Origin of the sequence: Larkinella sp. VNQ87 (genome assembly GCF_049445795.1) — a bacterium.
Lineage (GTDB): Bacteria > Bacteroidota > Bacteroidia > Cytophagales > Spirosomataceae > Larkinella.
Genome location: NZ_JBMSDT010000004.1, coordinates 98,515 through 123,383 on the forward strand (window position 1 = coordinate 98,515; position 24,869 = coordinate 123,383).

Annotated in this window: 33 protein-coding genes; 11 read left to right on the plus strand and 22 right to left on the minus strand. The window is 51.7% G+C overall.

The window, feature by feature from the left end:
* Positions 1-14: 14 nt before the first annotated feature.
* Positions 15-1,328, plus strand: coding sequence for a phage portal protein family protein (locus ACO2Q8_RS07820; protein ID WP_423344230.1), 1,314 nt, complete (start codon positions 15-17; stop codon positions 1,326-1,328).
* Between the two features lie 110 nt (positions 1,329-1,438).
* Complete coding sequence (locus tag ACO2Q8_RS07825) at positions 1,439-2,740, plus strand: ADP-ribosyltransferase (RefSeq protein WP_423344231.1); 1,302 nt, start codon at positions 1,439-1,441, stop codon at positions 2,738-2,740.
* On the opposite strand, the gene ACO2Q8_RS07830 is transcribed toward ACO2Q8_RS07825, so the two are convergent.
* Complete coding sequence (locus ACO2Q8_RS07830; RefSeq protein WP_423344232.1) at positions 2,732-2,920, minus strand: hypothetical protein; 189 nt, start codon at positions 2,918-2,920, stop codon at positions 2,732-2,734. The genes ACO2Q8_RS07825 and ACO2Q8_RS07830 overlap by 9 nt on opposite strands.
* Positions 2,921-2,971: 51 nt before the next feature.
* Between ACO2Q8_RS07830 and ACO2Q8_RS07835 the strand changes: the two genes are divergently transcribed.
* From ACO2Q8_RS07835 to ACO2Q8_RS07865, 7 genes are read left to right on the plus strand one after another with little or no spacing between them, the layout of a single operon-like run.
* Positions 2,972-3,394, plus strand: coding sequence for a phage virion morphogenesis protein (locus ACO2Q8_RS07835; protein ID WP_423344233.1), 423 nt, complete (start codon positions 2,972-2,974; stop codon positions 3,392-3,394).
* 14 nt (positions 3,395-3,408) lie between these two features.
* On the plus strand, positions 3,409-3,885 hold the full coding sequence (locus tag ACO2Q8_RS07840; protein ID WP_423344234.1) for a hypothetical protein: 477 nt from the start codon (positions 3,409-3,411) through the stop codon (positions 3,883-3,885).
* On the plus strand, positions 3,882-4,331 hold the full coding sequence (locus tag ACO2Q8_RS07845; RefSeq protein ID WP_423344235.1) for a hypothetical protein: 450 nt from the start codon (positions 3,882-3,884) through the stop codon (positions 4,329-4,331). The genes ACO2Q8_RS07840 and ACO2Q8_RS07845 overlap by 4 nt, the downstream gene beginning before the upstream one ends.
* Positions 4,328-4,684 carry a hypothetical protein gene (locus tag ACO2Q8_RS07850; RefSeq protein ID WP_423344236.1) on the plus strand — a complete coding sequence of 119 codons (357 nt, stop codon included), beginning with the start codon at positions 4,328-4,330 and terminating at the stop codon, positions 4,682-4,684. Before ACO2Q8_RS07845 ends, ACO2Q8_RS07850 begins: the two co-directional genes overlap by 4 nt.
* Positions 4,681-4,932, plus strand: coding sequence for a hypothetical protein (locus ACO2Q8_RS07855; RefSeq protein WP_423344237.1), 252 nt, complete (start codon positions 4,681-4,683; stop codon positions 4,930-4,932). Before ACO2Q8_RS07850 ends, ACO2Q8_RS07855 begins: the two co-directional genes overlap by 4 nt.
* Before the next feature lie 9 nt (positions 4,933-4,941).
* Complete coding sequence (locus ACO2Q8_RS07860; protein ID WP_423344238.1) at positions 4,942-7,401, plus strand: hypothetical protein; 2,460 nt, start codon at positions 4,942-4,944, stop codon at positions 7,399-7,401.
* An 11-nt stretch (positions 7,402-7,412) separates the two neighbouring features.
* On the plus strand, positions 7,413-7,607 hold the full coding sequence (locus ACO2Q8_RS07865; protein ID WP_423344239.1) for a hypothetical protein: 195 nt from the start codon (positions 7,413-7,415) through the stop codon (positions 7,605-7,607).
* Positions 7,608-7,684: 77 nt separating this feature from the next.
* Here the strand turns inward: ACO2Q8_RS07865 and ACO2Q8_RS07870 are convergent, their stop codons facing one another.
* The 18 genes from ACO2Q8_RS07870 to ACO2Q8_RS07955 form a co-directional block, all read right to left on the minus strand.
* Positions 7,685-7,984 carry a hypothetical protein gene (locus ACO2Q8_RS07870; protein WP_423344240.1) on the minus strand — a complete coding sequence of 100 codons (300 nt, stop codon included), beginning with the start codon at positions 7,982-7,984 and terminating at the stop codon, positions 7,685-7,687.
* A gap of 148 nt (positions 7,985-8,132) precedes the next feature.
* Positions 8,133-8,312: a hypothetical protein gene (locus ACO2Q8_RS07875; protein ID WP_423344241.1), complete on the minus strand. Its 180-nt coding sequence runs from the start codon at positions 8,310-8,312 to the stop codon at positions 8,133-8,135.
* A complete protein-coding gene (locus ACO2Q8_RS07880; protein WP_423344242.1) occupies positions 8,296-8,550 on the minus strand; it encodes a hypothetical protein in 255 nt (84 codons plus the stop codon). Before ACO2Q8_RS07880 ends, ACO2Q8_RS07875 begins: the two co-directional genes overlap by 17 nt.
* Positions 8,551-8,560: 10 nt before the next feature.
* The gene (locus ACO2Q8_RS07885; RefSeq protein WP_423344243.1) at positions 8,561-8,929 is read right to left on the minus strand and encodes a hypothetical protein; all 369 of its coding nucleotides are present in this window, start codon (positions 8,927-8,929) and stop codon (positions 8,561-8,563) included.
* 14 nt (positions 8,930-8,943) lie between these two features.
* Positions 8,944-9,405, minus strand: coding sequence for a DUF1643 domain-containing protein (locus ACO2Q8_RS07890; RefSeq protein ID WP_423344244.1), 462 nt, complete (start codon positions 9,403-9,405; stop codon positions 8,944-8,946).
* A gap of 214 nt (positions 9,406-9,619) precedes the next feature.
* The gene (locus ACO2Q8_RS07895) at positions 9,620-9,928 is read right to left on the minus strand and encodes a hypothetical protein (protein ID WP_423344245.1); all 309 of its coding nucleotides are present in this window, start codon (positions 9,926-9,928) and stop codon (positions 9,620-9,622) included.
* A gap of 21 nt (positions 9,929-9,949) precedes the next feature.
* Positions 9,950-10,189: a hypothetical protein gene (locus ACO2Q8_RS07900; protein ID WP_423344246.1), complete on the minus strand. Its 240-nt coding sequence runs from the start codon at positions 10,187-10,189 to the stop codon at positions 9,950-9,952.
* A complete protein-coding gene (locus ACO2Q8_RS07905; protein ID WP_423344247.1) occupies positions 10,179-10,328 on the minus strand; it encodes a hypothetical protein in 150 nt (49 codons plus the stop codon). The genes ACO2Q8_RS07900 and ACO2Q8_RS07905 overlap by 11 nt, the downstream gene beginning before the upstream one ends.
* A gap of 11 nt (positions 10,329-10,339) precedes the next feature.
* Complete coding sequence (locus tag ACO2Q8_RS07910) at positions 10,340-10,753, minus strand: hypothetical protein (RefSeq protein ID WP_423344248.1); 414 nt, start codon at positions 10,751-10,753, stop codon at positions 10,340-10,342.
* A complete protein-coding gene (locus ACO2Q8_RS07915; protein WP_423344249.1) occupies positions 10,737-10,940 on the minus strand; it encodes a hypothetical protein in 204 nt (67 codons plus the stop codon). Before ACO2Q8_RS07915 ends, ACO2Q8_RS07910 begins: the two co-directional genes overlap by 17 nt.
* 30 nt (positions 10,941-10,970) lie before the next feature.
* Entirely contained in the window at positions 10,971-11,255 is a 285-nt protein-coding gene (locus ACO2Q8_RS07920; protein ID WP_423344250.1) for a hypothetical protein, read from the minus strand.
* Positions 11,256-11,454: 199 nt separating this feature from the next.
* Positions 11,455-11,892, minus strand: coding sequence for a hypothetical protein (locus tag ACO2Q8_RS07925; RefSeq protein ID WP_423344251.1), 438 nt, complete (start codon positions 11,890-11,892; stop codon positions 11,455-11,457).
* A gap of 4 nt (positions 11,893-11,896) precedes the next feature.
* On the minus strand, positions 11,897-12,223 hold the full coding sequence (locus tag ACO2Q8_RS07930; RefSeq protein ID WP_423344252.1) for a hypothetical protein: 327 nt from the start codon (positions 12,221-12,223) through the stop codon (positions 11,897-11,899).
* A 66-nt stretch (positions 12,224-12,289) separates the two neighbouring features.
* Positions 12,290-12,640, minus strand: coding sequence for a hypothetical protein (locus tag ACO2Q8_RS07935; protein WP_423344253.1), 351 nt, complete (start codon positions 12,638-12,640; stop codon positions 12,290-12,292).
* Positions 12,630-12,968 carry a hypothetical protein gene (locus tag ACO2Q8_RS07940; protein ID WP_423344254.1) on the minus strand — a complete coding sequence of 113 codons (339 nt, stop codon included), beginning with the start codon at positions 12,966-12,968 and terminating at the stop codon, positions 12,630-12,632. Before ACO2Q8_RS07940 ends, ACO2Q8_RS07935 begins: the two co-directional genes overlap by 11 nt.
* A complete protein-coding gene (locus ACO2Q8_RS07945) occupies positions 12,965-13,930 on the minus strand; it encodes an AAA family ATPase (protein WP_423344255.1) in 966 nt (321 codons plus the stop codon). Before ACO2Q8_RS07945 ends, ACO2Q8_RS07940 begins: the two co-directional genes overlap by 4 nt.
* Positions 13,931-13,965: 35 nt before the next feature.
* Positions 13,966-14,232 (minus strand): hypothetical protein, encoded by a 267-nt coding sequence (locus ACO2Q8_RS07950; RefSeq protein ID WP_423344256.1) that lies wholly within the window; start codon positions 14,230-14,232, stop codon positions 13,966-13,968.
* Between the two features lie 16 nt (positions 14,233-14,248).
* The gene (locus ACO2Q8_RS07955) at positions 14,249-16,363 is read right to left on the minus strand and encodes a hypothetical protein (RefSeq protein ID WP_423344257.1); all 2,115 of its coding nucleotides are present in this window, start codon (positions 16,361-16,363) and stop codon (positions 14,249-14,251) included.
* A gap of 278 nt (positions 16,364-16,641) precedes the next feature.
* On the opposite strand from ACO2Q8_RS07955, the gene ACO2Q8_RS07960 reads away from it, so the two are divergent.
* A complete protein-coding gene (locus ACO2Q8_RS07960) occupies positions 16,642-17,043 on the plus strand; it encodes a hypothetical protein (protein ID WP_423344258.1) in 402 nt (133 codons plus the stop codon).
* A 384-nt stretch (positions 17,044-17,427) separates the two neighbouring features.
* Positions 17,428-17,997, plus strand: coding sequence for a hypothetical protein (locus ACO2Q8_RS07965; RefSeq protein ID WP_423344259.1), 570 nt, complete (start codon positions 17,428-17,430; stop codon positions 17,995-17,997).
* Between the two features lie 1,663 nt (positions 17,998-19,660).
* On the opposite strand, the gene ACO2Q8_RS07970 is transcribed toward ACO2Q8_RS07965, so the two are convergent.
* From ACO2Q8_RS07970 to ACO2Q8_RS07980, 3 genes are all read right to left on the minus strand, one after another.
* Positions 19,661-20,386: a hypothetical protein gene (locus ACO2Q8_RS07970; RefSeq protein ID WP_423344260.1), complete on the minus strand. Its 726-nt coding sequence runs from the start codon at positions 20,384-20,386 to the stop codon at positions 19,661-19,663.
* A gap of 70 nt (positions 20,387-20,456) precedes the next feature.
* A complete protein-coding gene (locus ACO2Q8_RS07975) occupies positions 20,457-23,573 on the minus strand; it encodes an efflux RND transporter permease subunit (RefSeq protein ID WP_423344261.1) in 3,117 nt (1,038 codons plus the stop codon).
* Between the two features lie 97 nt (positions 23,574-23,670).
* Complete coding sequence (locus ACO2Q8_RS07980) at positions 23,671-24,861, minus strand: efflux RND transporter periplasmic adaptor subunit (protein WP_423344262.1); 1,191 nt, start codon at positions 24,859-24,861, stop codon at positions 23,671-23,673.
* Positions 24,862-24,869 lie beyond the last annotated feature (8 nt).

The following is a 24,869-nucleotide window of genomic DNA, read 5'->3' on the forward strand; positions in this document are numbered from 1 at the left end:
TACCCACCCCTGAAATGGCGAAGCAGAACAGAAAAAACGCAAACGTTCAGATTGTCGATAACTCCATCCAGATACGGACGGTTGACCGGAGCCGAAAGACACTCGACACCTGGAAGACGGCCTTGCTGTCGGCGGAGTCGATCCTTAACCCTAACCGGCAACAACTGTACAATCTGTATGAAGACATCATTCTGGACGAACACCTGACCAGTGTGATGGATCAACGCCGGATGAACCTGACCAACACGACGCTAACGTTTGGGCAGGACGGCAAGGAGAATAAAGCCATCACCCGGCTGATCGACACGGAAGCGTTTGAACAACTGCTGGAGCATATCGTGGATAGCCGGTTTTTTGGGTTCAGCTTAATTCAGAATGATTTTGCGACAATTATCAACGAGCAGCCGCAAATCAAGCTGGTGCCGCGCGCGCACGTAAAACCCACCTTCGGGATTGTCGTCGCCAACCCCGGCGACACGGAAGGGATCGACTACACCCAACCGCCCTACGACATTCTGTACACGCCAGCGGGTCGGGGTGGTGACCTGGGCTTGCTGCTCCGGGCGGCTCCGTTGGTGCTGCTGAAGCGGGGGGACGTGAGCGACTGGGCAACGTTTAATGAGGTGTTCGGCCAGCCGCTCCGGATCGCCTATTACAACCCAATGGACCCCACCCAAAAGCCGCTGCTGGAGAAGGGCATGGCCGAAATGGGCACAATGGCGTATATGATCTTGCCGGATGGCGCGAAAGTCGAATTTCCGACCACCTACCAGACCGCAGCCGCCGACACCTACGAACGGTTTGCGGAGCGGATGGACAAAGCCATTTCAAAGCTGATCGTCGGCCAGACCATGACCACGGAAGACGGTAGCAGCTTGAGCCAGTCGGAGGTTCACGAACGAACGGCGGGAAAAATTGCCCAGTCCGACCGGCGTTTTGCCTTGCGTATCCTGAACAGCCGGATCAAACCGGCCCTGATCGCCCAGGGATACAGCATTGCCGAAGGGGAACTATTCAGCTTCGTGGATGAAGAAGAACAGCTTAGCAAGAAAGACCGGTTGTCGATGGACATCCAAATCCATAAGAACGTCGCTCCGATCAAGCTGGATTACTTCGCCGAGGAATACAACGTGCCGATTGACGAAGAAGCGTTAAAGGTTCGCCAGGAACAAGCCGAACGGCAGGCTAACCAGCCCCCGGCTCAACCCGCGAAGCCCGGTAAGCAACCACCTAAAAAGGTGAAGCAATCAGCAGCGGATGAATTTGCACGGTTCGTGGAATACGCTCAGGTGTTGCGGGAGCAGGGTTTTTTCGACGAAGCCCCATAAAACTATCCGCTGTCGGGGCCAGCGTCCGGAACCTGTATACTGATTGCTCGTGTGCCGGGCCGTCGCACGGTGATCCGATCCACATACGCCTTACCGATGGCGGGGACGAGTTGGAGCAACTGCCCAGCTTCATCAACATCAACGCCCTGACCAAAAAGGCACTAAAAAACGTGTTCGATGGCTTCGACGGTCTGATCGAAACAAACCTGTTTTCGATCACGTACCTGGCCCTAAGTAGTGCGGTGGATGTCGGTTTCGGAAAGTTGCGCTACGGCAAACCCAACCAGGCGTTCATCGAACAACTCAAGCAATCCGGAGCCTGGTTCGCCGGCCAGAAGACCTACCAGCAACAGAAGGATTTAGCGGCCCTGTTGGTGAGCAGCGACGGCAAGACGAAACGCCCCTGGAAAGAGTTTGAGCAGGCCGCCCAGGGTGTGATCGAGAATTACAACAGCCGGTGGCTGAAAACCGAGTACAACACTGCCATCCGGAGCGCAAGGGTTGTCAGCCAGTGGTCCGAGTGGCAAGCCAATTCGGACCTGTACCCGAACCTGAAGTATTTGCCCTCACGAGCCGCCACGCCCAGGGAAGAACACAAACCGTATTACGGCGTTGTGCGGCCCATCGATGACGACTTTTGGGTGAAGCACTTGCCGCCATCGGCTTACAACTGTCTGTGCGGGGTTGAGCCAACGGATGAAGACGTTACGCCGGTACCGGACGACGGCCCCGCGCCCGCGCCCGGCCTGGATAACAACCCGGCCATCACGGGCGAACTGTTCAATATCGATACCAGCCCTTACAAGGAGGGCATCGACGCCAAAACGAAAAAGGAGTTGAAGGCCGAAGCCGAACGCCTGGCGAAACAGCTTGATTACGACACGCTGAACGCCAACGATGAGTTCCGGCAGTCGATGGAGAACACGAAGCCCATGCGCTCCACCTTCAAAAAGGTCGATCATGAGGAACTGGCTTCGATCAACCATTACACCAGTTCCGAATACTGGGAGCTAAACCGCTGGCTCCGGTCGGGCATGAAGGACAACGACAAATTCCTGTCGGCTTTCAAGAGGGTATTATCGGCGGCACTTCGGGATATGAAGCGGTTTAAGGGCGTCGTGTATCGCGGGGGCGAGTTACCGGCTGATCTGGTTGGCGAGTATAAAAAGGCGTATCAAAAAGGGGAGCCGGTCAAGCACCTGGCCTACACCTCGACCACCCGGAAGCCGGGCGGGGAGTTCCACGGCAACGTCAAAATGGTGATCACCAGCAAAAACGGGCGTCAGATTGAAAAGTTGAGCCGGTTCAAGGATGAGCAGGAGATACTGTTTGATGCCGGAACGGCCTTCAAAGTGACGGGCATCGAAGAAAAGGACGGAAAGACAATTATTTACCTGGAGGAATCACAATGAAGCTTCAGCATCCCACCGGCGTTGCACCGCCCGGCGGTTGTCCTCTTCCTGCTGGCGCTGCTCCGGAGTGAGTTTTTCCCGGCGCTTTTCGGCCTGCTCGGCTTCCCAGGCAAAAAACGCAAAGCCCTGACCCGGTTTAGGTCCGCCGTTTTTGGCCGCATAGGGGTTTTTCGTTGCCATGAGTTTGAGAGAGTTGGGCACAAGTATAACATTTTTTTCGGCGAAATAATTATGAGTCCCGAGGATTTTAAGCAAGCGGCAAAACAAGCACAGGCATTCATTCAGAATGATGTGCCCCGGATCGTGCAGGTGGAAGGCAAGAAACACTTTAAGCAGTCATTCCACAACGAAGGGTTTACGGATGTGACGCTGGAGAAATGGCCGGACATCTCCGAAAAGGCGAAGGACCGCAAGCGTCGAAAAAACGGCTCATTACCCCCAATCCTGACGGACACGGGCAACCTGGGCGACAGCATCGATGCCGACATCCAGCCCGGCCAGGTGGTATTCGGTTCGGACGTGCCCTATGCAAAGCGGCACAACGAAGGCACCAACGGCACCCCAAAGCGTCAGTTCATGGGACCAAGTAAGGCACTCGACCAGAAGATTATTGCCAAAATCGAGCGCGAATTAAAGAAGATTTTCCCGGCTTAAAACCCGTTTAAACAATGGTTGAGACGTATTTAAAGGTGATCGACGCTATTCGATCCGGCTGCAAATGGGCCAACTGGCTTGATTGGGAGAAGGGGCAGCTAGACGAACCGGAACGGTTTAACAGCATCGTGACGCCGGGCGTCCTGGTCGATCCATCCGCTATCGAATGGGAGGAACTGGGCAAAAGCCACCAGCTTGGATTCGGTCCCCTGACGGTGAAGCTGGTGACAATGCTACCGGCCCAAACCTACGCACTCGACCCGACCGTGAGCGAGAACGCGAAAGCGCAGGAAATGGCTGATAAGCTTCATGGCACCCTGATTAAGACGCCGGGCATCATCCGGCGAACCGGCAACGCCCGGCCCTATTGGGTCAGCACCTTTTTTGTCATCGAGCAGACCTATGAATTTCGATACACGTTCGACCCGTGCATTCCGACCGCACCGCTACCGGCTCCCCAAATCACCGCAACCGTAACCGTACCTATATGAAACCGATTTTAATCCTACTCGTGCTGGCCGTGACCGGCTGCACCACCTTCAACAAGGCATTCCGCAAGTTCGGCCACATGGGCAATGACACCACTTTGGTGCAAATCCCGGTAACGGTGAACATCCCGAAAGATAGCGCCATGCTGGTCCTGAAAACCGATACCACCCGTGTGATCCGGGAGGTTCGCCAGGGCCGGGCAACCGTCCGGATCATCCGGGATCACACCAACACCATTGTTCAGGCGAATTGCGACTCGATCATCAAGACCATCACCGGCAAGGCCAGGGTAGTGACCAAGAAAGTCACCTGGGGAGTTGACCCCAAATACCGGAGCCAGGCGAAGGTTTGGCGGATCGGAGCCATCAGCCTGGCACTATTGAATGTACTGGCTATTGGTGGCTGGCTCCTGCTTAAGAACTTCCATTTTACCGTAACGCGCAAATGACGACCACCCAACTTGTTCAAACCGGCGAAGACATCGAAGTGAATCTCACCTGCCTTCGCGGTCGTGATTTCGACCTGGAAATCGGTTTCCCGGAAAAGGACTTATCGCTGTCCACCTTCCGGCTCCAGGTGCGGGACGATGCGGACGCGCTACTCCTGGAGTTCGCCAGCGCAGACGGTAGCATCGAACTATTTAAAGATACCGACATGGACCGACTGAAGCTGTTCCGGATCGGCGCACAGATTACGCTTCCTACCGGGTTTCACCGCTACGAACTGGTTGAAAACCAGCTAGGGCGTCTGGATACCACCCTTAAAGGCTTTTTCATCGTAAAACCCACTGTAACTGTATGAGTCTTGAAATAACACCCAGACCCGGACGCGACGGCAGGCCACCCGAATTTCGCTCCAATGGGGGCGTACTGCAATGGCGGTATGTCGGCCAAACCGATGCCCAGTGGGTTCCTCTACCCGGCATAGGCGGTCCTGGTGGTGGCGATTTAGTGATCGTCTCCGAAACCTCCACCACCGTCACCCTGGGCTTATCGTCAGGGGTACAGGTCGTTGAAAACAACGACAACACCGTAACATTAACATTTTAACCCAAAGCCATGTCACAAATAACCGTAGTAAAACCGGAGGCTTTAACGCCCATTTTGGAGCGGATCACCAACGCTGAAGAAGATATTGCCAACCTGCAACAGAACCCTGGCAGTCCGGGCGGGGTAACCTTCACTCAGGCAGAAAAGGACAAACTGACTGCCTTGCCGACCGCAAGCGGCATTAGTCAAAACATCACAACCGCCATCGATGGCGTGAAAGGCGGGGTGGCTACACCGGGAGACACCCTGGCAAAACTGTACACGCTGATCCAGGGACTCCAAGCGATTGTAGGGGGCACCGCTCCTGACGGAGATTCGGTTGTCAATACCGTTACGGAGATTCTGGCGGTAATGGCTACCTACCCGGAAGGCGTCAATGTATTGACGACCTTGAATGGGAAGGTAAATACCTCTGATGTGTTGAACGCATTAACCGAAACATCAGCCGGGAAGGTACTGGATGCTCGCCAAGGAAAGGTGCTGAAAGACGCCCTTGACTCGCTTTCCTCGACGGTAAGCGGCTTGGTTGCTGCGGGCGCTCCTACTGTTGCCTCACAGACTGAAGCTCTGGCCGGGACAGAAAACTCAAAATACATGTCTCCGCTTCGTTTTTCCCAAGCTTACGAGCAAGCGGACGAAGAATTTCAGTTTGCGCAAAAAGCTACCCGAAACGGCGTTTCCATTCCGCTTTTCAAATCCTTAGCGCTGGCATCACCGTCAGGGCTTTCGGTTCACGCGTCAGGGGGGATAGTTGCTTCGGCCGACAACGTAAACGGAACCGGGTATATCTCACTTGGACAGGCTATTGATGTCACCAAACCGTTCCGGGCAAGTGTACTCTGCGAAATCGGTAATGACACTCGTACAATGCGTGTCCAACTGACAAACGATACTAATAATACCGCCGTTGGCGTTCGTATGTCTTATCCTGCAAACAGTGGCATTGGTGTCGATGTAGGGAACTCAACAACGCACAACGGCGTAGGAGGGGCCGAAACAATACCGGCAGGCACAAAGGTTTGGCTGAATATAGTTGGTGATGGTGAGCGTGTTACAACCTGTTTAATTTTGCCAAGTTATAGCGGTTTGGGGGGCGGTGGCTTTCAATCTGCATTACGTAAGGTAATGATAACGCAACCGTCATTAATTACTGCTAGTGCGAGCGGTGTTGAAGTATGGGGGGCAACGCAAGCGACTAGCCAGTTAAGCCGTATTTACATCCAAAACGCTTCCACGCAGAACAAGGTATTAGGTGTGTATATTCAGCAAGGGAATTGGGACGGCCCTATTGATGCCGGATTTAGCGTACCCGCTGTCGTGCAAACGAAGGTACTTAATGAGGTTTCAACCGGTTCCATCACGCCCTGGATACTTATTCCGAGCAATTATGGCCGAAGCGCGGTCGATATTATCCAATATCATCACCCTAACGGGAATCCGGGTGATATGGGAAATCAGCCGTCGTCGCATTCGATGATTCATGCTCTTTGGGAAGCCGGGTTCGTGGTTTGTGGATTGTCGGGAACGCAGACGTTTACGGATTTTGCGGGTGTTACCGCGTCTAATTGGGGCGCACCGGCTGGTCTGGTGTACCGGAAGGCAATGGTAGATCGGGTGCGTGCTCTTATGCCAAGAACCCGGAAACTAAATCACTTCGGCGTCAGCATGGGAGGTCTGAATGCACTGGATTACGAAATCACCTATCCCGGTCACTCAAATAAAATTTTCACGGTGTCGGGTGCGGTTGATCTGACAGCTAGTTATGGACTTTCAACCACGTTTGCGAACCTAATCAAAGCTGGGTATTCGGATTTTTGGGTTAACATTCAGGCGGCTACCGGAATAACCCCCGGCACGGTCGTGAACGTAACGTCTAACCAGGCCGCCGGAGTGACCACATTACCGGTTACCGCCCTTTCGGCTGCTATACCGGCTGGCACGGTTCTAAATTTCCTCTCAGGAACGGTATCAGGAGTTACCTCTATCACCGTCACGGCAGCGGCAGCGGCAGGCGCAACATCAATCACTGTGTCTGCAACAACAGGTACGATTAACTCAAGCGCGAAGTTTGATACGTCCGCTTATTGGGTGCAGATTAACCGGCCTAAGACGGCTCCACCAATCAACTTTTACGGCGGATCGTACACCTGGAGAACCGGCAGCTATGCGAACGCAACGGCCTATGTCGTAAATGATATTGTGGCTATCTCAAATACGGGTGCTGCCAGCAACTTCGCGGATCGTGACCCGGTATTAGCCGTTTCACGACTTCTCAACCTGAAGGGAATTCGGATGCACCACGGTAGCGCGGATGCGACCATCCCGATTTCGCAGATGACCAACTTCGCGACCGCTTATCAGAATGCGGGAGGAACCGTTGTCACACAAACGTTTACGGGTGAAGATCACCTTACGGCGGCATGCTATGGCGATCCATCAACAGTGGTCGCATTTTTCCAAGCTCCCTAAAATTTTTTCCCATGAAAAGATTCTTTCGTAATGCCTACCGGGAGACGAAAACCACCCTCCTGGGCTTGTTGCTGCTGGGTGTCGGTATCTTTATTGCCCTCCAGGAAGATGTCGAAACGGCCCTAAAAACCACACTGGCAACGCTATTGGTAGGGGCCGGGATCGGGCTACTCGGGGCGAAAGACCCCCAAAAACAGACGCCGTAAGGAGCGTTTAAACAGGATTTAAACGAAAAAGCCGCCCGGAATCTCCAGGCGGCTTTTTGATGTATAAACCAGGTACCCTACTTACTCTTTGCCATCTGCTTGTAATCGTTCTCAAACTTGCCCCGAAGCCAGGTGTCCGGATACATGCGGTTTTGATTAGTTCGGGTCATCAGGAAATAGTTATAGGAAGGAATCGACTCGAACGCCCGGTGACGTTGCTCCAGCGTCAGTTTTTCCCAGGCTTTCTCGGCTTCTTTTCGATTCACCTTCAGGCCATAGGCATCCCAAAACTGGTCGAACGTCACCTCCTGGGTGACCAGCTGTATTTTCATGGTGGTGGTTGTCCCGGCGATGTACTCCAGTGTCGAGACGGTCATGGGGAAATGGGTCACCAGGAACTTCAATTGATCGTCGTTTAGCGTTGCATTATTGAAGAAGGCGGCGATAACCCCGTCGTTAAAGTCAAACAAAAGTTCCCCTTCAAAGCGACTGGATGTAATGGAATAACGGTGGGTCATAAATGGGCTAGATTTTGGAATGGTATTCATCGGGGCGGTGCTGAAAAGCGTTTCGCTGACGGCGCTCACGATCCCCCAGGATGTAGCCGATCATGACCCCACCGCCCACCGCCAGCAGCAAGACCAGGACACACCAGACGATCATGCGCCCGTAGGGAGACGAAACGAGGTTATAGAGTTGTTCCATGTTGGGACTCGTCGTTTTTTTTGTAGTGACCCCACTCGAACACAATGGCAAGAATCGTCCCTTCCGACAGGAAAAACCGCTCAGACAGGCGCGTAATGACCACCTCCAGCCGTAAGCTTTTTTTGTCGTACAAGTTTGTAAACTCGTCACGAATGGCCTTGTTACGGGCTTCCTTGCGCGATTGACGATTGGTCTTTTCCTCCATTGATACGGTGAGTGATACGGAAATTTCGGCCATAGATTACAGATTACACTAAATACGCCTGGTGAATCTGCATGATGATGTTATCCAGCACGGCATACTCATAGCTTTGGGAAGCATAGAGGACAACTGCATGTTGATTTTCGGGAACCACAACAAACAGGTAATAGAATGCCAGGGCTTCCGAGCGCGTCATGGTGAGCGTCGTTTGTCGGTTGGCGGGACGGCCAAAGTATAGCAGATCGTTGTTCTTTTTGGATACCTTGTTGTACAGGTCGTAAAGAACCGACGAAATGCAGTACTCGCCGATCTCGAACCGGTGCTCCGGATCGTTCGACCGCGCCATGATGGAGACGTGCAGGGCGTTTGCCAGCACAGTACATTCCGGGGCGGTTATTTTAAGCTTCAGTTTCATTAAACGGACGGTTGTTAAAAACGGATAAGTTGACTATTGGACGGTAAGTACAGCGGATGTTTCGGGTTGCCGCCTTTCGTTTTTCCAAAGCAGTAGGCCGGTTGTATCTTCTTAATTACATCCCAATCACGCGCGAACAATGTTCCATTAACACCCCAGGCAAATACCACATCCTTGCAAAGTTTCCGGGTTTCCTGAATGTGCCAATCGTTCATTGGGCCTATAGGGTCATCCGATTTGATCATTTGGGCCGGATCGGTGGCTCGGAAGGCAAACAGGTTGCAGACGTATATTCCGCCATAGCCTAAACGAGCCGCAAAGTTGATACATCGCCGGATTGTCGGGTCATCGACGTTTGCATCAGCCGTGGACGGATTCAGCATTATGAACATCAGAAGCGGCCTATCTCCATTCCATATCCGGGAAAGTGAATAGCGGTACTTCTGGCAGTCGCTGATTATCGCGTGAGATTTCATGAGTACAGTTAGTTTAAACAAATACGGAGCGGAACTAGACTTTCCGGCTCGCTACTATCGAGCCATTCAACTTGTACGTCATTTTCCGGCGAAAGCAAGGTGTTTAAGCCGTCGCCGTATCGAGTATGAGCCGATATTTCGCCATCGCTGTTCCGAATGTAGACCAACTTCCCTTCAGGCGGGAGCCGATCCGTAAATTTGATCCAGTTCATAGTCATTCAAACAGGTTAGATTGAACAGTAACACCCTTTTCCGGCTCCGGGTCTTTCGGCAACTTGTCCTCCCTGGGCGTACCGAACACCCACCACCGGAGCCGATCCCCGAAACCCCAAAGCATCCGACGACCATTCATACGCTGGTCGTCGGAGTGCTTTTCGAGCCGCTCTTGCAGGTCGTTAATTTTCCGCATGAACTGAAGCTGGGCTACTTTGCCACCGCCAGCAAGATTGCAGTAGTCATACTTCACCCTTTCCAGTGCCCTGGCAAGAATCAACGCTTCCGTTTTCGAGAGTTTGAGCGGCATAGTTGGTACCAAGTACAGTGATTAGACGGTGAGAATGGCTACCAGTTTTTCCGGCGAACTGACAAGTTCATACGCCTTTTTCGCTTCAAATGGCAGGTGATAATGGTGCAGCATCAACCCGGCAGGGCCGTGGGTCACACAATAATCATCCCCCTGGTACTGAAAGGCGACGTACTCCATACCAGCCGACTCGACCGGCTCGACATTCTCCATGCCCTTTTCCGTCAGGACACTGACTACATTTTGCAGTTCAATCTTCATAGTTTAAAGGCAGTTTAAACGGTTTTTCGGGCTTGCGGCCAATCAGCCAATTGCGTTGTTCAACGCCGTCTTTGTAACCCTGGTAATAGCCGACCCATACGCCAGCCAGACCAATAATGAATCCTAAAAGTGTGTACATAGCAGTGTGATTTAGAAGTTGTTTAACAGGTCATTGACCATCTTTTTGGTTTCACTTTCCCGCCACTTCTCCAGGGAGGTGACGGCGTTTCGTAGCTGCTCATTATTCAGCTTGTGAAGTTGAGCCTTGTACTTGCCAACCAGAAACTTGTTCAGGGCATCCCAATGGCGCTGATCCATGTCCGACACGGCGAAAATATCCTTCGCTATGTTGATGATCTTGGACCGCATCCGCTTGATACTGGTCTGATTTTCGCCCTCCAGGTGCTTGATGAGCGCATCCATTTCGTCACTGCTCATGCGCGCGCTGGACGTTTCGCGCCCGTTGGTGAACTCTTTGACAAGTTCCTGCTTTTCCTCCCGGTCGATCCCACGGAGTTGAATCAGACGGTGAAAAACGCTGTTCTGGTTAGCCGTTCGCAACATCGCTTCTGAACCAGTGGCCGGATAAGTGTTTTTGCCGGAAGGCTTCCGCATCGTCCGCCGTCGCAAACCGTTGCGCTTTGGCCGGTTCATCGGTCATCACTGGGATGCCGTCGTGTCGTACCATTTTCAGCCAGATCGGAACCATGACTTTATGATACTTCACGTCTCGTAGTAGGTAGTTAGCCATCGTTTTGGGGAGCCGGTTTCCCGGCTCCGGTTACGTTAAGGGTGTTACCTTCAGTTCATCTGGCGTGAACGTCAGCGTGTAGGATTTTCCTGACTCGAATTTTCCGAACGCTTCCTCGTTCGTTATGTCGAGTTCAAGGTGTCCGACTGGAGAACCGGTTGCAAACGCCTTGTTTACGTTATCCAGATCATCGTAAGCATTAAGCCGCACGAGTTGACCGCCCGGATAGTTGGAAATGTGCGATACCTGAAACCGGGCCGTCAGGATCGGTTCACTTGTTGCCTGAACAGGCTGCTCACTGTTTACCTTTGCCATGTGGAAAGTGGTTTAATTCTGGCACCATTGCCATTGTAGCGGGACCGGATTCGAACCGGTTGAGACTGGCAGTGTGGCATTCCCTGAGCTTATCCGCGTCTTACTTATGCGCTTCGTCTCGGTCAGGGGTGCGTCTTACCCGTCTGGTACCGATGTGGGCGCCCAGATCGATGCGTCCATACGCCAACCCGCCAGGTACTTAATCCGTCAGCGGCTTCACATCGAACCGGCCCTCCTGCACGCACTTGACACCCTGACCAGCCAGAGCAGCCAACACCAGGGCATCCAGCCGCTCGACGTGGTTCTTGATCTTGGTCAGGTTGACATCAGTCACTGAAAACTCATCGCCTAACACCTTTGCCAGCCCCGCGCGCTCGACCGGCAGCAACGGCTTATTATTGGCCGCGTAGATGAGTTTGGGCGGGTTCATAACCACCTTGACCAGCCCGGCAGTTGGGACCAACAACTGACCGTTGTCGAACTGGTTAGCCTGGGCAAGCACATCGCATTCGGCATCAATGGCCGTTTTAAGCGACTGGGCTTGCTCGGTCAACCGGTTAATCTGCGCTTTGATGGATAGGTAACTGACGATGTTTTGCGTCAGCTTTCGGGACACTTTGGGGGTTGCTGTTTTCATGGAGTTATTTAGTTGATATGGCTTTAGTGAGCAGAGCAAAGTATTCCTGGCTCTTGTCCAGTTCAGTGGGTTGAGTAGCCACCGGAATCCGGATCGGTGGCGTGAGTTTCGGGAACTGATCCCGGAGCGTTTGCGCCAGCCCCTTGCACAAGAATTGACAACCGCCATGTTTCTTGTTTTCGGCCAGCAGAAAACCGACAGGCGAGAATTGCAGGTACCAGTCGTTGGGGCGGTCGGCATCTTGGACTAGAATTACCCGATGCCCCTCCTTCGCGCCCAGAGCTTCGGCGGCTACCTTGTTGAGCTTCAGGGCGGAACCTGCCGAAACCACAAACAGGGGGGGTAATTTTCTTGATTTCCTTGTACTTGTCGGGGGTATGAAAAATCAGTTTCATGGTTAGATAATTGTGGGTGTTTCGATGTAGGCTTTGAATTTTGCAAGCTGGTCTACCGTCTTGATCGGGAAGCCCAGCGCCCCGTGGCGGCCTTCAAACGTGACCTTCCCGGAGTCGCCGGTTTCGATGCGTCCTTTCTTCATTTCAAGCTGATAGGACTTGTACGCCTGAATGAATGGGCCTTGCGGCATGGTCATATCCGACGTCAGAGAGGTGTTGGGATGAACGAAAACGTTATCCAGGACGACCACCTTCCGGTCATACCGCCCGGTTTCACGGTTGATCCGGTTGCTTACCTGCACGTACTGGTAGGGGACGAAACCGGCGTCCCGGATGTCTTGCTCAGTAATCATAGGTCAGGTTGATTTGGGCTTCCGGGATGCTCAGGTTGCGGAGTTCTTTCAAGCGTTCGATACACTTATTGAGTCGAGCGACTGAATACGGCATGTCAAGTGCCAGATAGTTGTTAGGGTTAGGGCCAGTCATGGTGTCGTACACTGTCACAGCATCAGACTCATCATCTACCCCCGCTGTAAGCTGCACAGTGACATCCAGGCAATTCGCATGACCCAGGTATGAGTAGAAAGTAGTGAATTTGCCCAGGGCGTTGATCTGGAGACACAGCGAGTAGATTTCCGCTACTTTGTCCAGGACTTCTTTGGAATATTGGCTCTTTTTCATGCGGCAACGGCCTCCTCAACCGGTAGTTGTATTTCTGCTCCCTGCCGCTTCTGTACCCGCTTGATGATGCGCTCCAGCCGACGTAAATCGACAACCACCTCCATAAACCGGCCATTTACCTGCCGTTGCTCGGTTTCCAGTTCCTGCCAAATCGTTAGAGCCTGGTCCCGGTCGATCCCATTGGCCCGGCAGATGTTGATCACGTCCGACTGGGTGGTACCAACCAGGTGAACGAACGACCGCCCCAACCGCGAATCCACTTCGTCATACCCTTTTTTCGCCAGGCGAACACCGCGTTTGATTTGCTTTTCCAGGTTCTCGGTACCGGCAATCACTACTCCGATTTCACCCTTCAGTTCATTGTACAAAGGCACCAAAAAGGTCAGGGCGTTGGCATGCAGCTTGTCGGCTTCGTCCAGGATCAATAGGGGACGTTTCGTCGCCACCATCGTTTTTAGGAACTTCACAATCAGGTCGAAAAGCTGATCCGTTTTGATGTGGTGCATTCCGAATTTGGGCATATGAACCCCCATTGCTTCGGCCAGTTTCAGGTAAAAAACATGGCGACTCCAGTCCCGGCACTCGAAAACGATCACCGAATTGTTGGCGTCCTGGGCTTTGTATGCCCGGATGCTGGACGATTTGCCCGATCCGGCCTTTTCGCTGATGGCGATAAACAGGCAATCATTTTGAGCGTCACTGAGAACCTGCTTAATAATCCGGCTGTTCGTCGTCTCGACGTACACCCACTCACTTTGGGTAATTTTGTAACCCAGTTTCCCGGCTACCTTAGCCCACATCGTATCACTGACCTGGTGCCAGTTTTCCGGCTTGAGCATGTTGTGGCTAACCGTCGCCACATTGGCCCCCACTTTCGTGGCAACCCGTTGCCAGCCGCCCAACAGCCCGTAATCGGCCAAGAGCAGGTCGGCAATGTCCTTTTTGTGCGTATTGGTAATCATATAGCTTATTTGGTTAGTTAGCGTTTATAGGGCGTTTAAGCGGCTTTTAAAGCGTAGAATTCCGCCGTCAGGATCGTAGCGATTTCGTCTGAAATGCGCCGGAATAACCGGAGACTTTCAGCGACATCGACCAGGCACACTTTTTCGCCTTCAGTCTGATAGATGTATTCCTCTACCGCGTCGATCTGCCAGAGTAGCAGGTCTTGCATGTCCCGGAGTCGATCCGTTTCGAGATACCGGAGGGTGCCCCGGTTGAAATGGGAGAAAACCTCCTGAAGTGTGAATCCGTAGTTTACATTCATGGCGTATAGTGGGTGTTCAGTATTGGTTACGGGCAAAATCCGAGGGGTCAATGTCGAAATCGACCGGTTTTGTGGGGGGCGATTTTACGGTTTTGACCACCTCTTTCGTACCCATTTGGCCGTACAAAATCTTGGTAGCCTGGCTCTCCGCGTCAATCTGGTCAGCCTTCGACGCATGACGACCCAACAACAGGGTAATGTCCCGCGTATCCTCCAAAATCACCTGCAAATCGCTCTGTTTTTCCTGCTCAAACCGCTTGATTTTGGCTGTTCGAGCCGCCAAATGATCGTGATTGCCGTCAGGTCCGTAGAGCGTTACCGCCTTGGTTTCTTTCAGTTCCGCAATGAAGAAATCAGAGCCAGGCACAAACAGCATGACTTTGCTCAGGTCGGTTTCGTCGTAGCGTACCGAAACCTTCTTTTTCGAGTAGCTGTACAGGATTTGCGTGTCGAAAATCTGATAGATATGGTCCTGTTTGTGGACCGTAATCATGACCTGGTTGCGCGAAATCGTAACTTGTTTTTCCAGCCAGAACAAGGCGGCTTCGTCCCATAACGCTAACTGATATACGTGCGGCTTCTCGGACTGCTCATGAAGCTGCTCCGGTGACACCTGGAGATCGGGATGCTTTTTCGAGTAGTACCCGACCGGCGTTTGGCAATACGACTGCACACACCGCCAGGCTTCTTGCCATGCCTGGTCAAAATTGAAACCTTCCTGTTTCGCTTCCTTCCGGAGCCGGTCTAAATACTCCGGTGCCCGGTGCGCAAAATCGCGGGTCGAGCGGATGCCCTGACCGTAGTAGTACCGGGATTGGCTTAAAAACACCGTTTGCAGGGTGTCGAACCAACGCTCCAGCGATGCTTTGCCGGTGGCCTTGTGGGTGCAAACCAGCTTCACGCCTTTGCTCTCCATTTTGCCCAGGACGATTTGCATTTCGTCTGCCAAATGGCCCGGAAAACGGTCATGAACGAGCGTATGGGGCAAATAGCCCGTCGTCCGTGCGGCCATCCGGAGCGCGTTGATATACGTCCACCGGTTTTCCGTCACCCCGAAATCAACCCCAACGACATGCCCGCTGTAAACGTCCCGAATAGCGACGATAAACAGGAATTGTGACCCTTTGCCCGGTCCGGCGTTCCGGTCGAACGCCTTGTGTTCGATGAAATTGATGCGGGTAGCGTCGATCTGCCAGCAATCCCCCGCGTACATGGCCCTATTTACCGCAATGTAATGCTGGTACATGGCCGCTTTTCCGCCCTCGTGACCCCAACGCCCGGTTGTGAGTTGCTGTATTTTCGGCTCACAAAGCAGTTGAGCCACCCAGGATTCAGACGGTGCTTTCTTGCCAGTGATCCGGCACACCTCCTGCACCTTCCGGGCGATGTCCCGCGCCGTCCAATTCCGGTTATCCATCCGGGCCTGAACCACCCAGGACAGCAATTCGCGGTCGTTGCTGAACTTATCACGGTTATCATTACCCGCGCGCGGGAGCCTGATTACCTCGGAAATTGGTAGCGGGTTGTTTTCGCGGGGCTTGCCTGGCTCTTTCGGCCCGACAAACCGCTGTAAAACCGCTTCTTTCAAGCGTATACCGGACTTCGGTAGGTATTGGCATCCTTTCGGAAAATAGTAATCGTATTCGCCCTCCAACCAGGCCAGCGCCTTTTCAATCGGACCATAATCCCGCCAGTCTAACCCCTCATAATAACTCCCGATGGTTTCGACCACAGCCGCAGCCCTGGCAAGGGCTTTGATCGTGCGTTTCTGCTCCCGATCACTGCCACTTTTCACCCGATACAGGCCCGTATACCGGAGGTATCCCGACTCACAAGCTTCCTTCAACAGTTCCTCCAGCGAATACCGTTCGCTCAAAAGGGTAACTTTTTTTTGCGTATGATATTCCTCAGGTTCCAAACCGGCGCAAATCACCCGCCGAACGATTGCTTTGTATTTTTCCGCCATCGAGTCATAGCGAATTAACCGACGGCGACGGTCGTCAGGGTCAGAAATCGCTTGCCACTGAGTAGAACCCCTTCTATAGCCTTTTTCGACGGTTTCAGCGTTGATTCCGCAAGCCATAGTGAGTTCTTCAAACTCAATGTACCAAATGTCAGATACCTGCTTCACAATGGAGTTGTTAGACGCTTAAACCTAGCCGTATATTGGATTTTGCCACTTTTCTGGCTATCCTAAGCACCTCTTTATGTTTCCCCGAAGTAGGTCTACGCATGATCTGAGACACGGTATTGGGCTTCATCTTTAGCAGGGTTGCAACCTTTGCGATGTCGCCGTTACGTAGATGCCGTTTGACTTCCTGTGCTGTTGTCATTTTATTTGTCATAATACAGTGACACAGCAAGTATACTACAATTTTTTAAAGTACTAAAATTTTTTGGTGTTTTTTTATGGAGAATTTGAATCAAAGGTTCCTAAAAGTGTTGGACACAATCGGGGTGAGTGGCTACCAGCTTGCCAAAGAATCGGGAGTTTCGGAAGGAACTATAACAAATATTCGCCAGGGAAAAACGAAGCCCAACACTCAATTAATTGAATGGATACTTCAAAAGTACCCTTCAGTTAATGCCGAATATCTGTTTCGGGGCACCGGTGACCCTAGTGATTTTGGGGTAAATACAAAGCAAATTGCCAGGGGACACAACCAGCGTCAGTTAGTTTCTGTAGGTAGCGGCCAAAATAATTTAGTATCTACTGAAGAATGTGACAAGCTACTTCAGGCAAAAGAAGAAACCATTGTTGCACTGCGAAAAACCATTGAATTGTACGAAAAGCTGATCAATAATAAATAGAACTTTTCCAATCACACATGTCCGCCTAATTGTCCGCCCAAATGTCCGCCTATTTCCAAACGTAAAAATTAGGAGCACATTTCTTATGCGTATATGGGTATTTTTCTTAGGTTTGTTTATGCAGTATATAGACAACACCTGAAATGTGTATGAGCCAAGATTTACCCATTCATCTTCATGTAAATGTACACCAACAACAAGAGCAAACTGACCCTCACGCGAGGAAGCTACTACTTGCTATCAACCGTAACACAAAGGCTCTTAGGGAGCTAAGGAGAGAAATTGCGCTTCTGAAGGAACCGCAACCCACACTATCTATCATACGTGGCGATGAAGCCGCTTAAATCGCAGTAATCTCTGATCAACCTAGCGTAAATAGCAATTATGAAATCTGAAGATATTGCCTTAAAGCCCCGAAAGCATTCGATTTGGGGCTACATTTTGGGGATTTTATTAATTTTTCCCACGGCGGGCCTATTTTTGGTCAATCCAGGTGCGGGATTATGTTTTCTGCTTGCCACGCTGCTTGTTTTCCCTCCGACAGCCAATCAGCTACTCGACAAAGTGAATTTGGCTCCAGAAAAACGAAAATCCGTGAGAGTGGTAGGGGCACTTTTGGCCTTCCTAGTGGCCGGAATCTTGATGCCAAACTCTAAATTGCCTGAAAGTCCAAATTCAAGCTCAAATGCGCCAAAAAACCGGAAAGAGGTGGTAGAAAGCCACTTTTCGGTTTTTGATGGGTCTCACAGTGGATTTGTTGATGCCATCAAATCGAAAATGAATGACCCTGACAGCTTTGAACACGTCTCGACTAACGTTTGGGACATGAAAAAGACTATTCGTGCCAAGATGACCTACCGGGGTAAAAATGCCTTTGGTGGAGTTATAACCAACCGTGCCTGGGCTGATATTGATCCTGAAACTGGTGCCCTGCTCAAATGGGGCATGGATTGACTCAAAAAATCCCTGCTCTCGATATGGAGCAGGGATTCCGTACCCACCGTAACTTGTACTTGATCAGCCGCTAAGGTAGGTTTAAACGCCGGGTTAATCGCCCCCACTCCCTCATATTCTTCAATATCTCTTCATTTTTTGCCTGTCTGGTGCCTGGTGCCAACCGCCAGTTTTTAAATGGGATTTAACCAGCCCTTAAACTTTACGTTTGGAACATTTTCGGGCAAAAAACTAACTAATTGATTATCAATGTGTAAGGCAAAAAATACATACACTATTCTTTACGTTTGGAACTACGCCTTATAGGAGCAGTACTAAACCGGCGAAATAAAACAATCCCGGCAAAATTTGCCGGGATTGTCCAGTTTGTGTGTATGTACTTGATAACGGAGCAATATCGAAATATCTCTCCATCAAAAGTATTTACGGTTACCGGGACAAAATGGTTTTATTTATTCAAAAATTATCAGACAATAAATTTGAAAAAATGAACGGAGGCAAGGCGACGATCGTAGCTATACCCAACTGGGCTGCACTTTCGGCAACTCAGGAATTCATACGCGGAACTGGCGTCTTTTTATAGGGATTTAGTTCAAGATGGCCAGCCTCAACAAGCACCTGGACATATTTCGTTCGTACGACCCAGAATATGTCGTCATGTTGATGTTTGATGACTGAGTAATCTTTACCACTGGAAAATAGTCGATTACAAGCACGAGTTGCATCTAATAAACTTGTAAACTGTCGTTTTTGGGCTTCAGAAAGCGCTTTTTTTAGGCGGTTTTTTCGTAGGAAGGGGAACAGGGTAGTCAGCATTGGATGTACACGTTTCAGTATTTTTACTCAATTTTTGGCAAATTATAAATATGGTTTACAATTCAATGGTGATTGCTAACATATCACACCTTTTTGCTAAAAAAGTATAATTTAAAATACAGGTTTTTCCCAGTTGAAAAAGGTAGAAAAACCGTCAGCCCGCATTAGGGTAGAAAGTGCCCACGATGTATCGAATGGTTCGGGGTTGAGTTTAAAAACAGCGCGTATCTGACAGAAAGCAGACTGGAAAGAGGGGCTCTAGGGGCAATGAGACCATAATGATCAGCCCTTTTTTATGCGAAACTTTGGGATGATTGGCGACTTTCCGGCCAGCCAGTACCATACCAAGGCCAGCAGAGCCGTCAGACAAAGGCAATAAAGGAGGGTAATCAATTTTAAGATGAACCATTGAGTATGGAACGGTAACAGATTATTACCGGGTAGCGTCCTTCGGTTGAAGCCAAGTTGCTAGTTCATCAAGGTGTTGGACAACCTATAGTCCAATTGGTTTTGCCGGGGGGGCACTCCATGATTTTCCTGTGAATAACACACTGAAAAGAGTAGGTAGCGTCAGGAAGTATTAGTTCGCTAAATTGATTTTGAACCTGATCTGACGAGATAGAAACGCTTGTTGGGAAGTTATTGTGGCGAATTCAGCAGCCACATACGGTCATTCATCGATATAATACAGGCATTCGGCGATTTTAAGTAGGGGAGTATTTCATCCGAGAGTACTTTTGTAAGAATATAAGCACGGTGTGCTTATGTGTTTTGTAATAATTGGTTTTATTTCGTACAATCCCCGGCCTTCGTCGGGGATTTGTCTTGGTAACCTCACCCTATCTATTCAAGGCGTTGCCGGAGGGCTCAACAACGAGGCATCCGGCCATTTTTTGTGCCGGACATAGTTCCATAGATCTTTGAAGAACTCCGGGTAAATGACCGTTCCGAAGCTGTAATACGTTCCGTCGTAGTGCTCGTTGACGTTAGTTTGGAATATCGAATGGCGGTAACCAATCTGGGCACTCAAGCCCAGCCAGCGGGTCGCTTTCCATTGTCCGTAAGCGCCAATCTGAACCGGCATGAAAAAATCCCAGTGCGCCCAACCCCGTAGTGTATCCGTTTGGAGATCAGTCCGGGCTGCCGAGGCTTTTCCCGCGCCCATTTCAACTGGAAAGCTGACCATCCACCGCCGGTTGTTGATCACGTTCGGCCAAAAGAGCAGACTGCCGTAGGCCATGTCGGTTTTCGTGTAATACTCCAGATTCAACCGTCGGGCCGCGTTGCGGTGCCAGTTGATCAGCCGCAGGTAGGAGCTATACGACAGCCAATAATAGCCCAGCGTGATCTGGTGTCGTTTGGGGCCAAGCACAATACCGGTGTTGACGCCCCAGACGTTGACCGGCTGTCGGTTGATGAATGAATTCCGAAAATCGAGATTAACGGTCCAGCGAACCGCCTTTCGAGAAGGGGCTGAAACGGAATCCGTCGGCAGTTGCGTCGCGATGGCCTGCGACCAGACCAGTTCGGTTTTCATCCAAATCAGCCCGCAAAGGATCAGGAGTGCTTTCATACCAGCAAGACAAAACCCGCCAAAGTTGGCGGGCCTGTACCGATTCTCTTAAAACATTATCATAATCTTTTTAAACGGACGCCAGCGTTTTCGGCCGGTAAAAGACGTAAAACACCAGCGGAAAGATGAAAAGTGTCAGGAAGGTGGCCGTAATCAATCCGCCAATCACGACAATAGCGAGCGGTTTGGAGGTTTCCGAACCAATTCCGGTGGAAACGGCCGCCGGGATCAACCCAATGGCTGCCATCAGAGCTGTCATCACTACCGGTCGCACCCGCGAAATCACGCCTAGGCGGATGGATTCGTTCAGACTGAGCTGGTTGTGCAGGTTTTTCTTGAAAACCGAGATCAGAATGACCCCATTTTGGATACAAATTCCGAACAGGGCAATGAAGCCGATCCCCGCCGAAATGCTGAAATTGACGTGCGTGACGAGCAGGGCCGCAATGCCGCCGATGATCGCAAACGGCACATTGAACAACACCAGCCCGGCGTCTTTCACGTTGCCAAACAGGACAAACAGGATGAAGAAAATACCGAGCAAACTCAGCGGAACCACCTGTTCCAGCCGGGCGGTGGCCCGTTGCTGGTTTTCAAAATCACCGGCCCATTTGAGGGTGTAACCCTGCGGCAGTTTCACGTTGGCGGTCACTTTCTGTTGGGCCTCGGCGACGGCCCCGCCCATGTCGCGGCCCCGAACCGAGAATTTCACGGCCCCATAGCGTTGGTTGCCTTCGCGGTAAATCAGAATGGGGCCGGTTTGGGTATAAATTTTGGCAATTTCCTTGATCGGAATCTGCGAACCGTTGTTCGTCGGCACCATCAGGTTCCCAATTTCGGCTTCGTTGGACCGGAACGGTTCGTCGTACCGAATCCGCAGGTCAAATTTCCGTTCACCCTCGTAAATCTGGGTGGCGGCTTTGCCACCGATCGCCATTTCGACCACGGTCTGGGCGTTGGCTTTATCGACGCCGTAGAGCGCTAACTTCCGTTCGTCCAGCTCGATCCGTAATTCCGGCTGGCCAATGTTGCGGATTACGCCCAGGTCGGTAATGCCTCGAACCGTCGCTAGTTGCTTCTGAATTTCGGTGGATTTGCGTTCGAGCGTGTACAGATCCGGTCCGTAGACTTTGACCGCAATCGAGCCTTTGACGCCCGAAACCGCTTCGGCCACGTTGTCCATGATGGGTTGCGAAAACCCGAAATCGACGCCCGGAAAGACCGCCAGCTTTTTCTGCATCTGGCTGATCAACTGCGCTTTTGAAATTCCACTCTTCCAGTCTTCTTTCGGAAAGATGCTGACCAGAAACTCAATGTTGTAAAAACCGGTAGGGTCGGTGCCGTCGTTCGGGCGACCGGTTTGCGAAATCACGCCTTTCACTTCGGGAAACTGTTCAAAAACGTGCCGCATCTGCGTGGTCAGCTTGACGGATTCGGGCAGAGAAATGCTCATCGGCATGCTGGCCCGAACGTAAATTGAGCCTTCATCCAGTTCGGGCAGAAACTCCGTGCCTAACAGTTTGAAACCGGACACTCCGACAATCACCAAACCGGCCGCGACCAGCAGACTCAGTTTTTTGTGGGCAAACGTGAAGCCGAACGCTTTCGTTGCGTTGCGGGTGATGAATTCAACGACCGGATTGTGTTTTTCGCGAACGTTCGTTTTCAGCAGAAAACTCGCCAACACCGGCACCAGCGTCAGCGTGAACAGCAAGGCGCCCAGTAGCGCGAAACCCAGTGTCCAGGCCAGCGGGGAAAACATTTTTCCTTCCACTTTCTGGAACGAGAAAATCGGAATCAAGCAGGTGATAATGATCAGTTTGGAGAAAAAAATGGCCTTGCCCATCTCCGTGCCGGTTTTCCGCAGGACGCCGAGTTTGGCGAGTTTGTTGAATTTCGACATCCCGTTCTGGATCGCCAAGTCGTCCAGCGTGACGAAAATCCCTTCCACCATCACCACCGCGCCGTCCACGATGATCCCGAAGTCGATGGCACCCATCGAGAGCAGGTTGGCCGACATTCCTTTCAGTCGCAGGCAGATGAAGGCAAATAACAGGGCCAGCGGAATGATAATCGAAACCGTCACCGTGGTCCGCCAGTCGGCCATGAACAGGAAAACGATAACCGTCACAAACACCAGCCCTTCAATCAGGTTGTGGGTAACCGTATGCGTGGCGAAATGGATCAGCGTCTCGCGGTTGTAGAACGTGTCGATCTGCACATCGGACGGCAGGATGCGGGTATTCAGTTCGCTGATCTTCGCCTTCACATTTTCAATGACTTCGCTCGGGTTTTCGCCTTTCCGCATCACCACGATGCATTCTACCACATCGTTCTGGTTGTCGCGTCCGGGCCGCGTCAGGCCGGCCTGACCTAGCCTTGGCAACGCTGATTCCGACACCTGGGCGACGTTGCGGACCATGATGGGCGTTCCGTTGGCGTTTTTGATGATGATGTTGCCGATGTCCTGGCTGTTTTTGAGCAAACCAATGCCACGCACCACGTACGCTTCCGCGTTTTTCTCAATCACATCCCCGCCCACGTTGACGTTAGAATTAGCGACAGCCTGATAGAGTTGGAGCGGGGTAATGCCGTAATCCAGCAACCGGCGCGGATCGACCGAAATCTCGTACGTTTTGGCTTCACCCCCGAAACTGACCACGTCGGCGACGCCCGGCACGCTTTTCAGTTGGCGTTCGATCACCCAGTCCTGCAAGGTTTTCAGTTCACGGCTGGTGCGGGTTGTGCTTTTGAGGGTGTAGCGGAAAATCTCGCCAGTCGGGCCGTAGGGCGGTTGCACGTCCGGTTTGATGCCGTCCGGAATATCGACGTTGCCGAGCAAATTATTGACCTGCTGGCGGGCGAACGCATCATCGACGCCATCTTCAAACATCACTTTGACCACCGATAAACCAAACAGCGTGGTGGACCGGATGTCGGTTTTTTTCTGGACGGAATTCAATCCGATTTCAATCGGAATCGTGACAAACTTTTCGATTTCTTCGGCACTCCGGCCCGGCCATTGCGTGATGATCGTAATCTGCGTGTTGGTGACGTCCGGAAAGGCTTCAATCGGGGTGTTCTGGTAGCTGATCAAACCCGCTACCACGGCCAGGGCCGTCAGGAAGAAGATAAAAAACCGATTCTTCAGCGAGAACGAGATGATATTTTTGATGAACTTGTTCATGGCCTGTTCAATGAGTGAATGAGCGAATTTTGAATGAGTGAATAAGCTCCGCTAATTGTTCCTGAATTCAGTCATTCTATCATTCACTCATTCAAAATTAGTTTCCCAACGCATTGTAAATCAGCAACTGATTCTGCTTCACCACGCGGTCACCGGGTTTGAGGCCGCTGTTGAGGTAGGCGATGTCGCCGATGGTTTTGAAGAGATCGACCTCGCGGACGACCGGCTGGTTGCGCGAATTGACGGCCACGACGAAATTCCGGCTTTTGTCGAACACGATGGCTTTGGCCGGAATGCCCACGCGCTGGTCATGACCCGCGTACTCGACCCGCACGTTGGCAAACATTTCCGGTTTCAGGAGAAAATCCGCCGGTCCGACGTTTCGGTTCAGAAGCGTGACCCGCACCTTCATGGTTTTGCTTTCGGGATCGAGCACGTTGAAAATCTTGTCGATCCGGCCTTTGAACACCCGGTCGGGGTACGAAAGTGTCGTGATGCTGGCGTCGTAGCCTTCTTTGATGTTCGCCAGGTCCGATTCGTAGACATTGGCGAGTACCCAAACCTGGTCGAGGTTGGAGATCGTAAACAGGTTTTCGGGATCGTCCGAGCGGAGTTCCATGCCTTGTGATGCGTTCTTTTCGACCACAAAACCGTCTACCGGTGCCTTCACAACGTAGATCGAACCGGAACCGCCCAGGATGCTTTTCCGTTCGGCCACCCGGTTCACTTCGCCCTGAGCCGCCTGCATTTGTTCACGGGCAGCAATCAGGTCTTTCTGCGCGGCCAGACCGGCCTGCGACATGTCTTCCGTCACCTGCACGTTTTTGCGGGCCACGGCCAGTTGCCCTTTGGCCGAAATCGCCTGTTGTTCGAGGTCGGCCATGTCGCCGGAGCGAATCACGGCCAGCGTTTGGCCGCGTTTGACGTAGTCGCCGAGGTCGGTTTTGACTTCTTCGATATGGCCACCCACCAGCGGAAACACCTTCACGACCTTGTCCTGGTTGAAGGTGATTTTTCCGGTGAGATTCAACTCGTTGTTCACCGGCAATAGGCGGGCGGTATCAATTTTAGCCGTTGCCAGCAGGTTCACTTTTTGCTGCGTCACGTCGTCACCGGTATTTCCGGGCGTTGCTGAGGATTGGCAGCCGGATAGGCCAGCCAGCAGAAGGATTGGGAAAGTGAACGTCGAAAGGAGATTGCGAATCACAGATTCGCGGCAGTTAGGATTGGGATTTGCAATCCCGATCCGCAACGGTTTCAATGGTTTTAAGAGATGATTCGTTTTCATGATGGTAC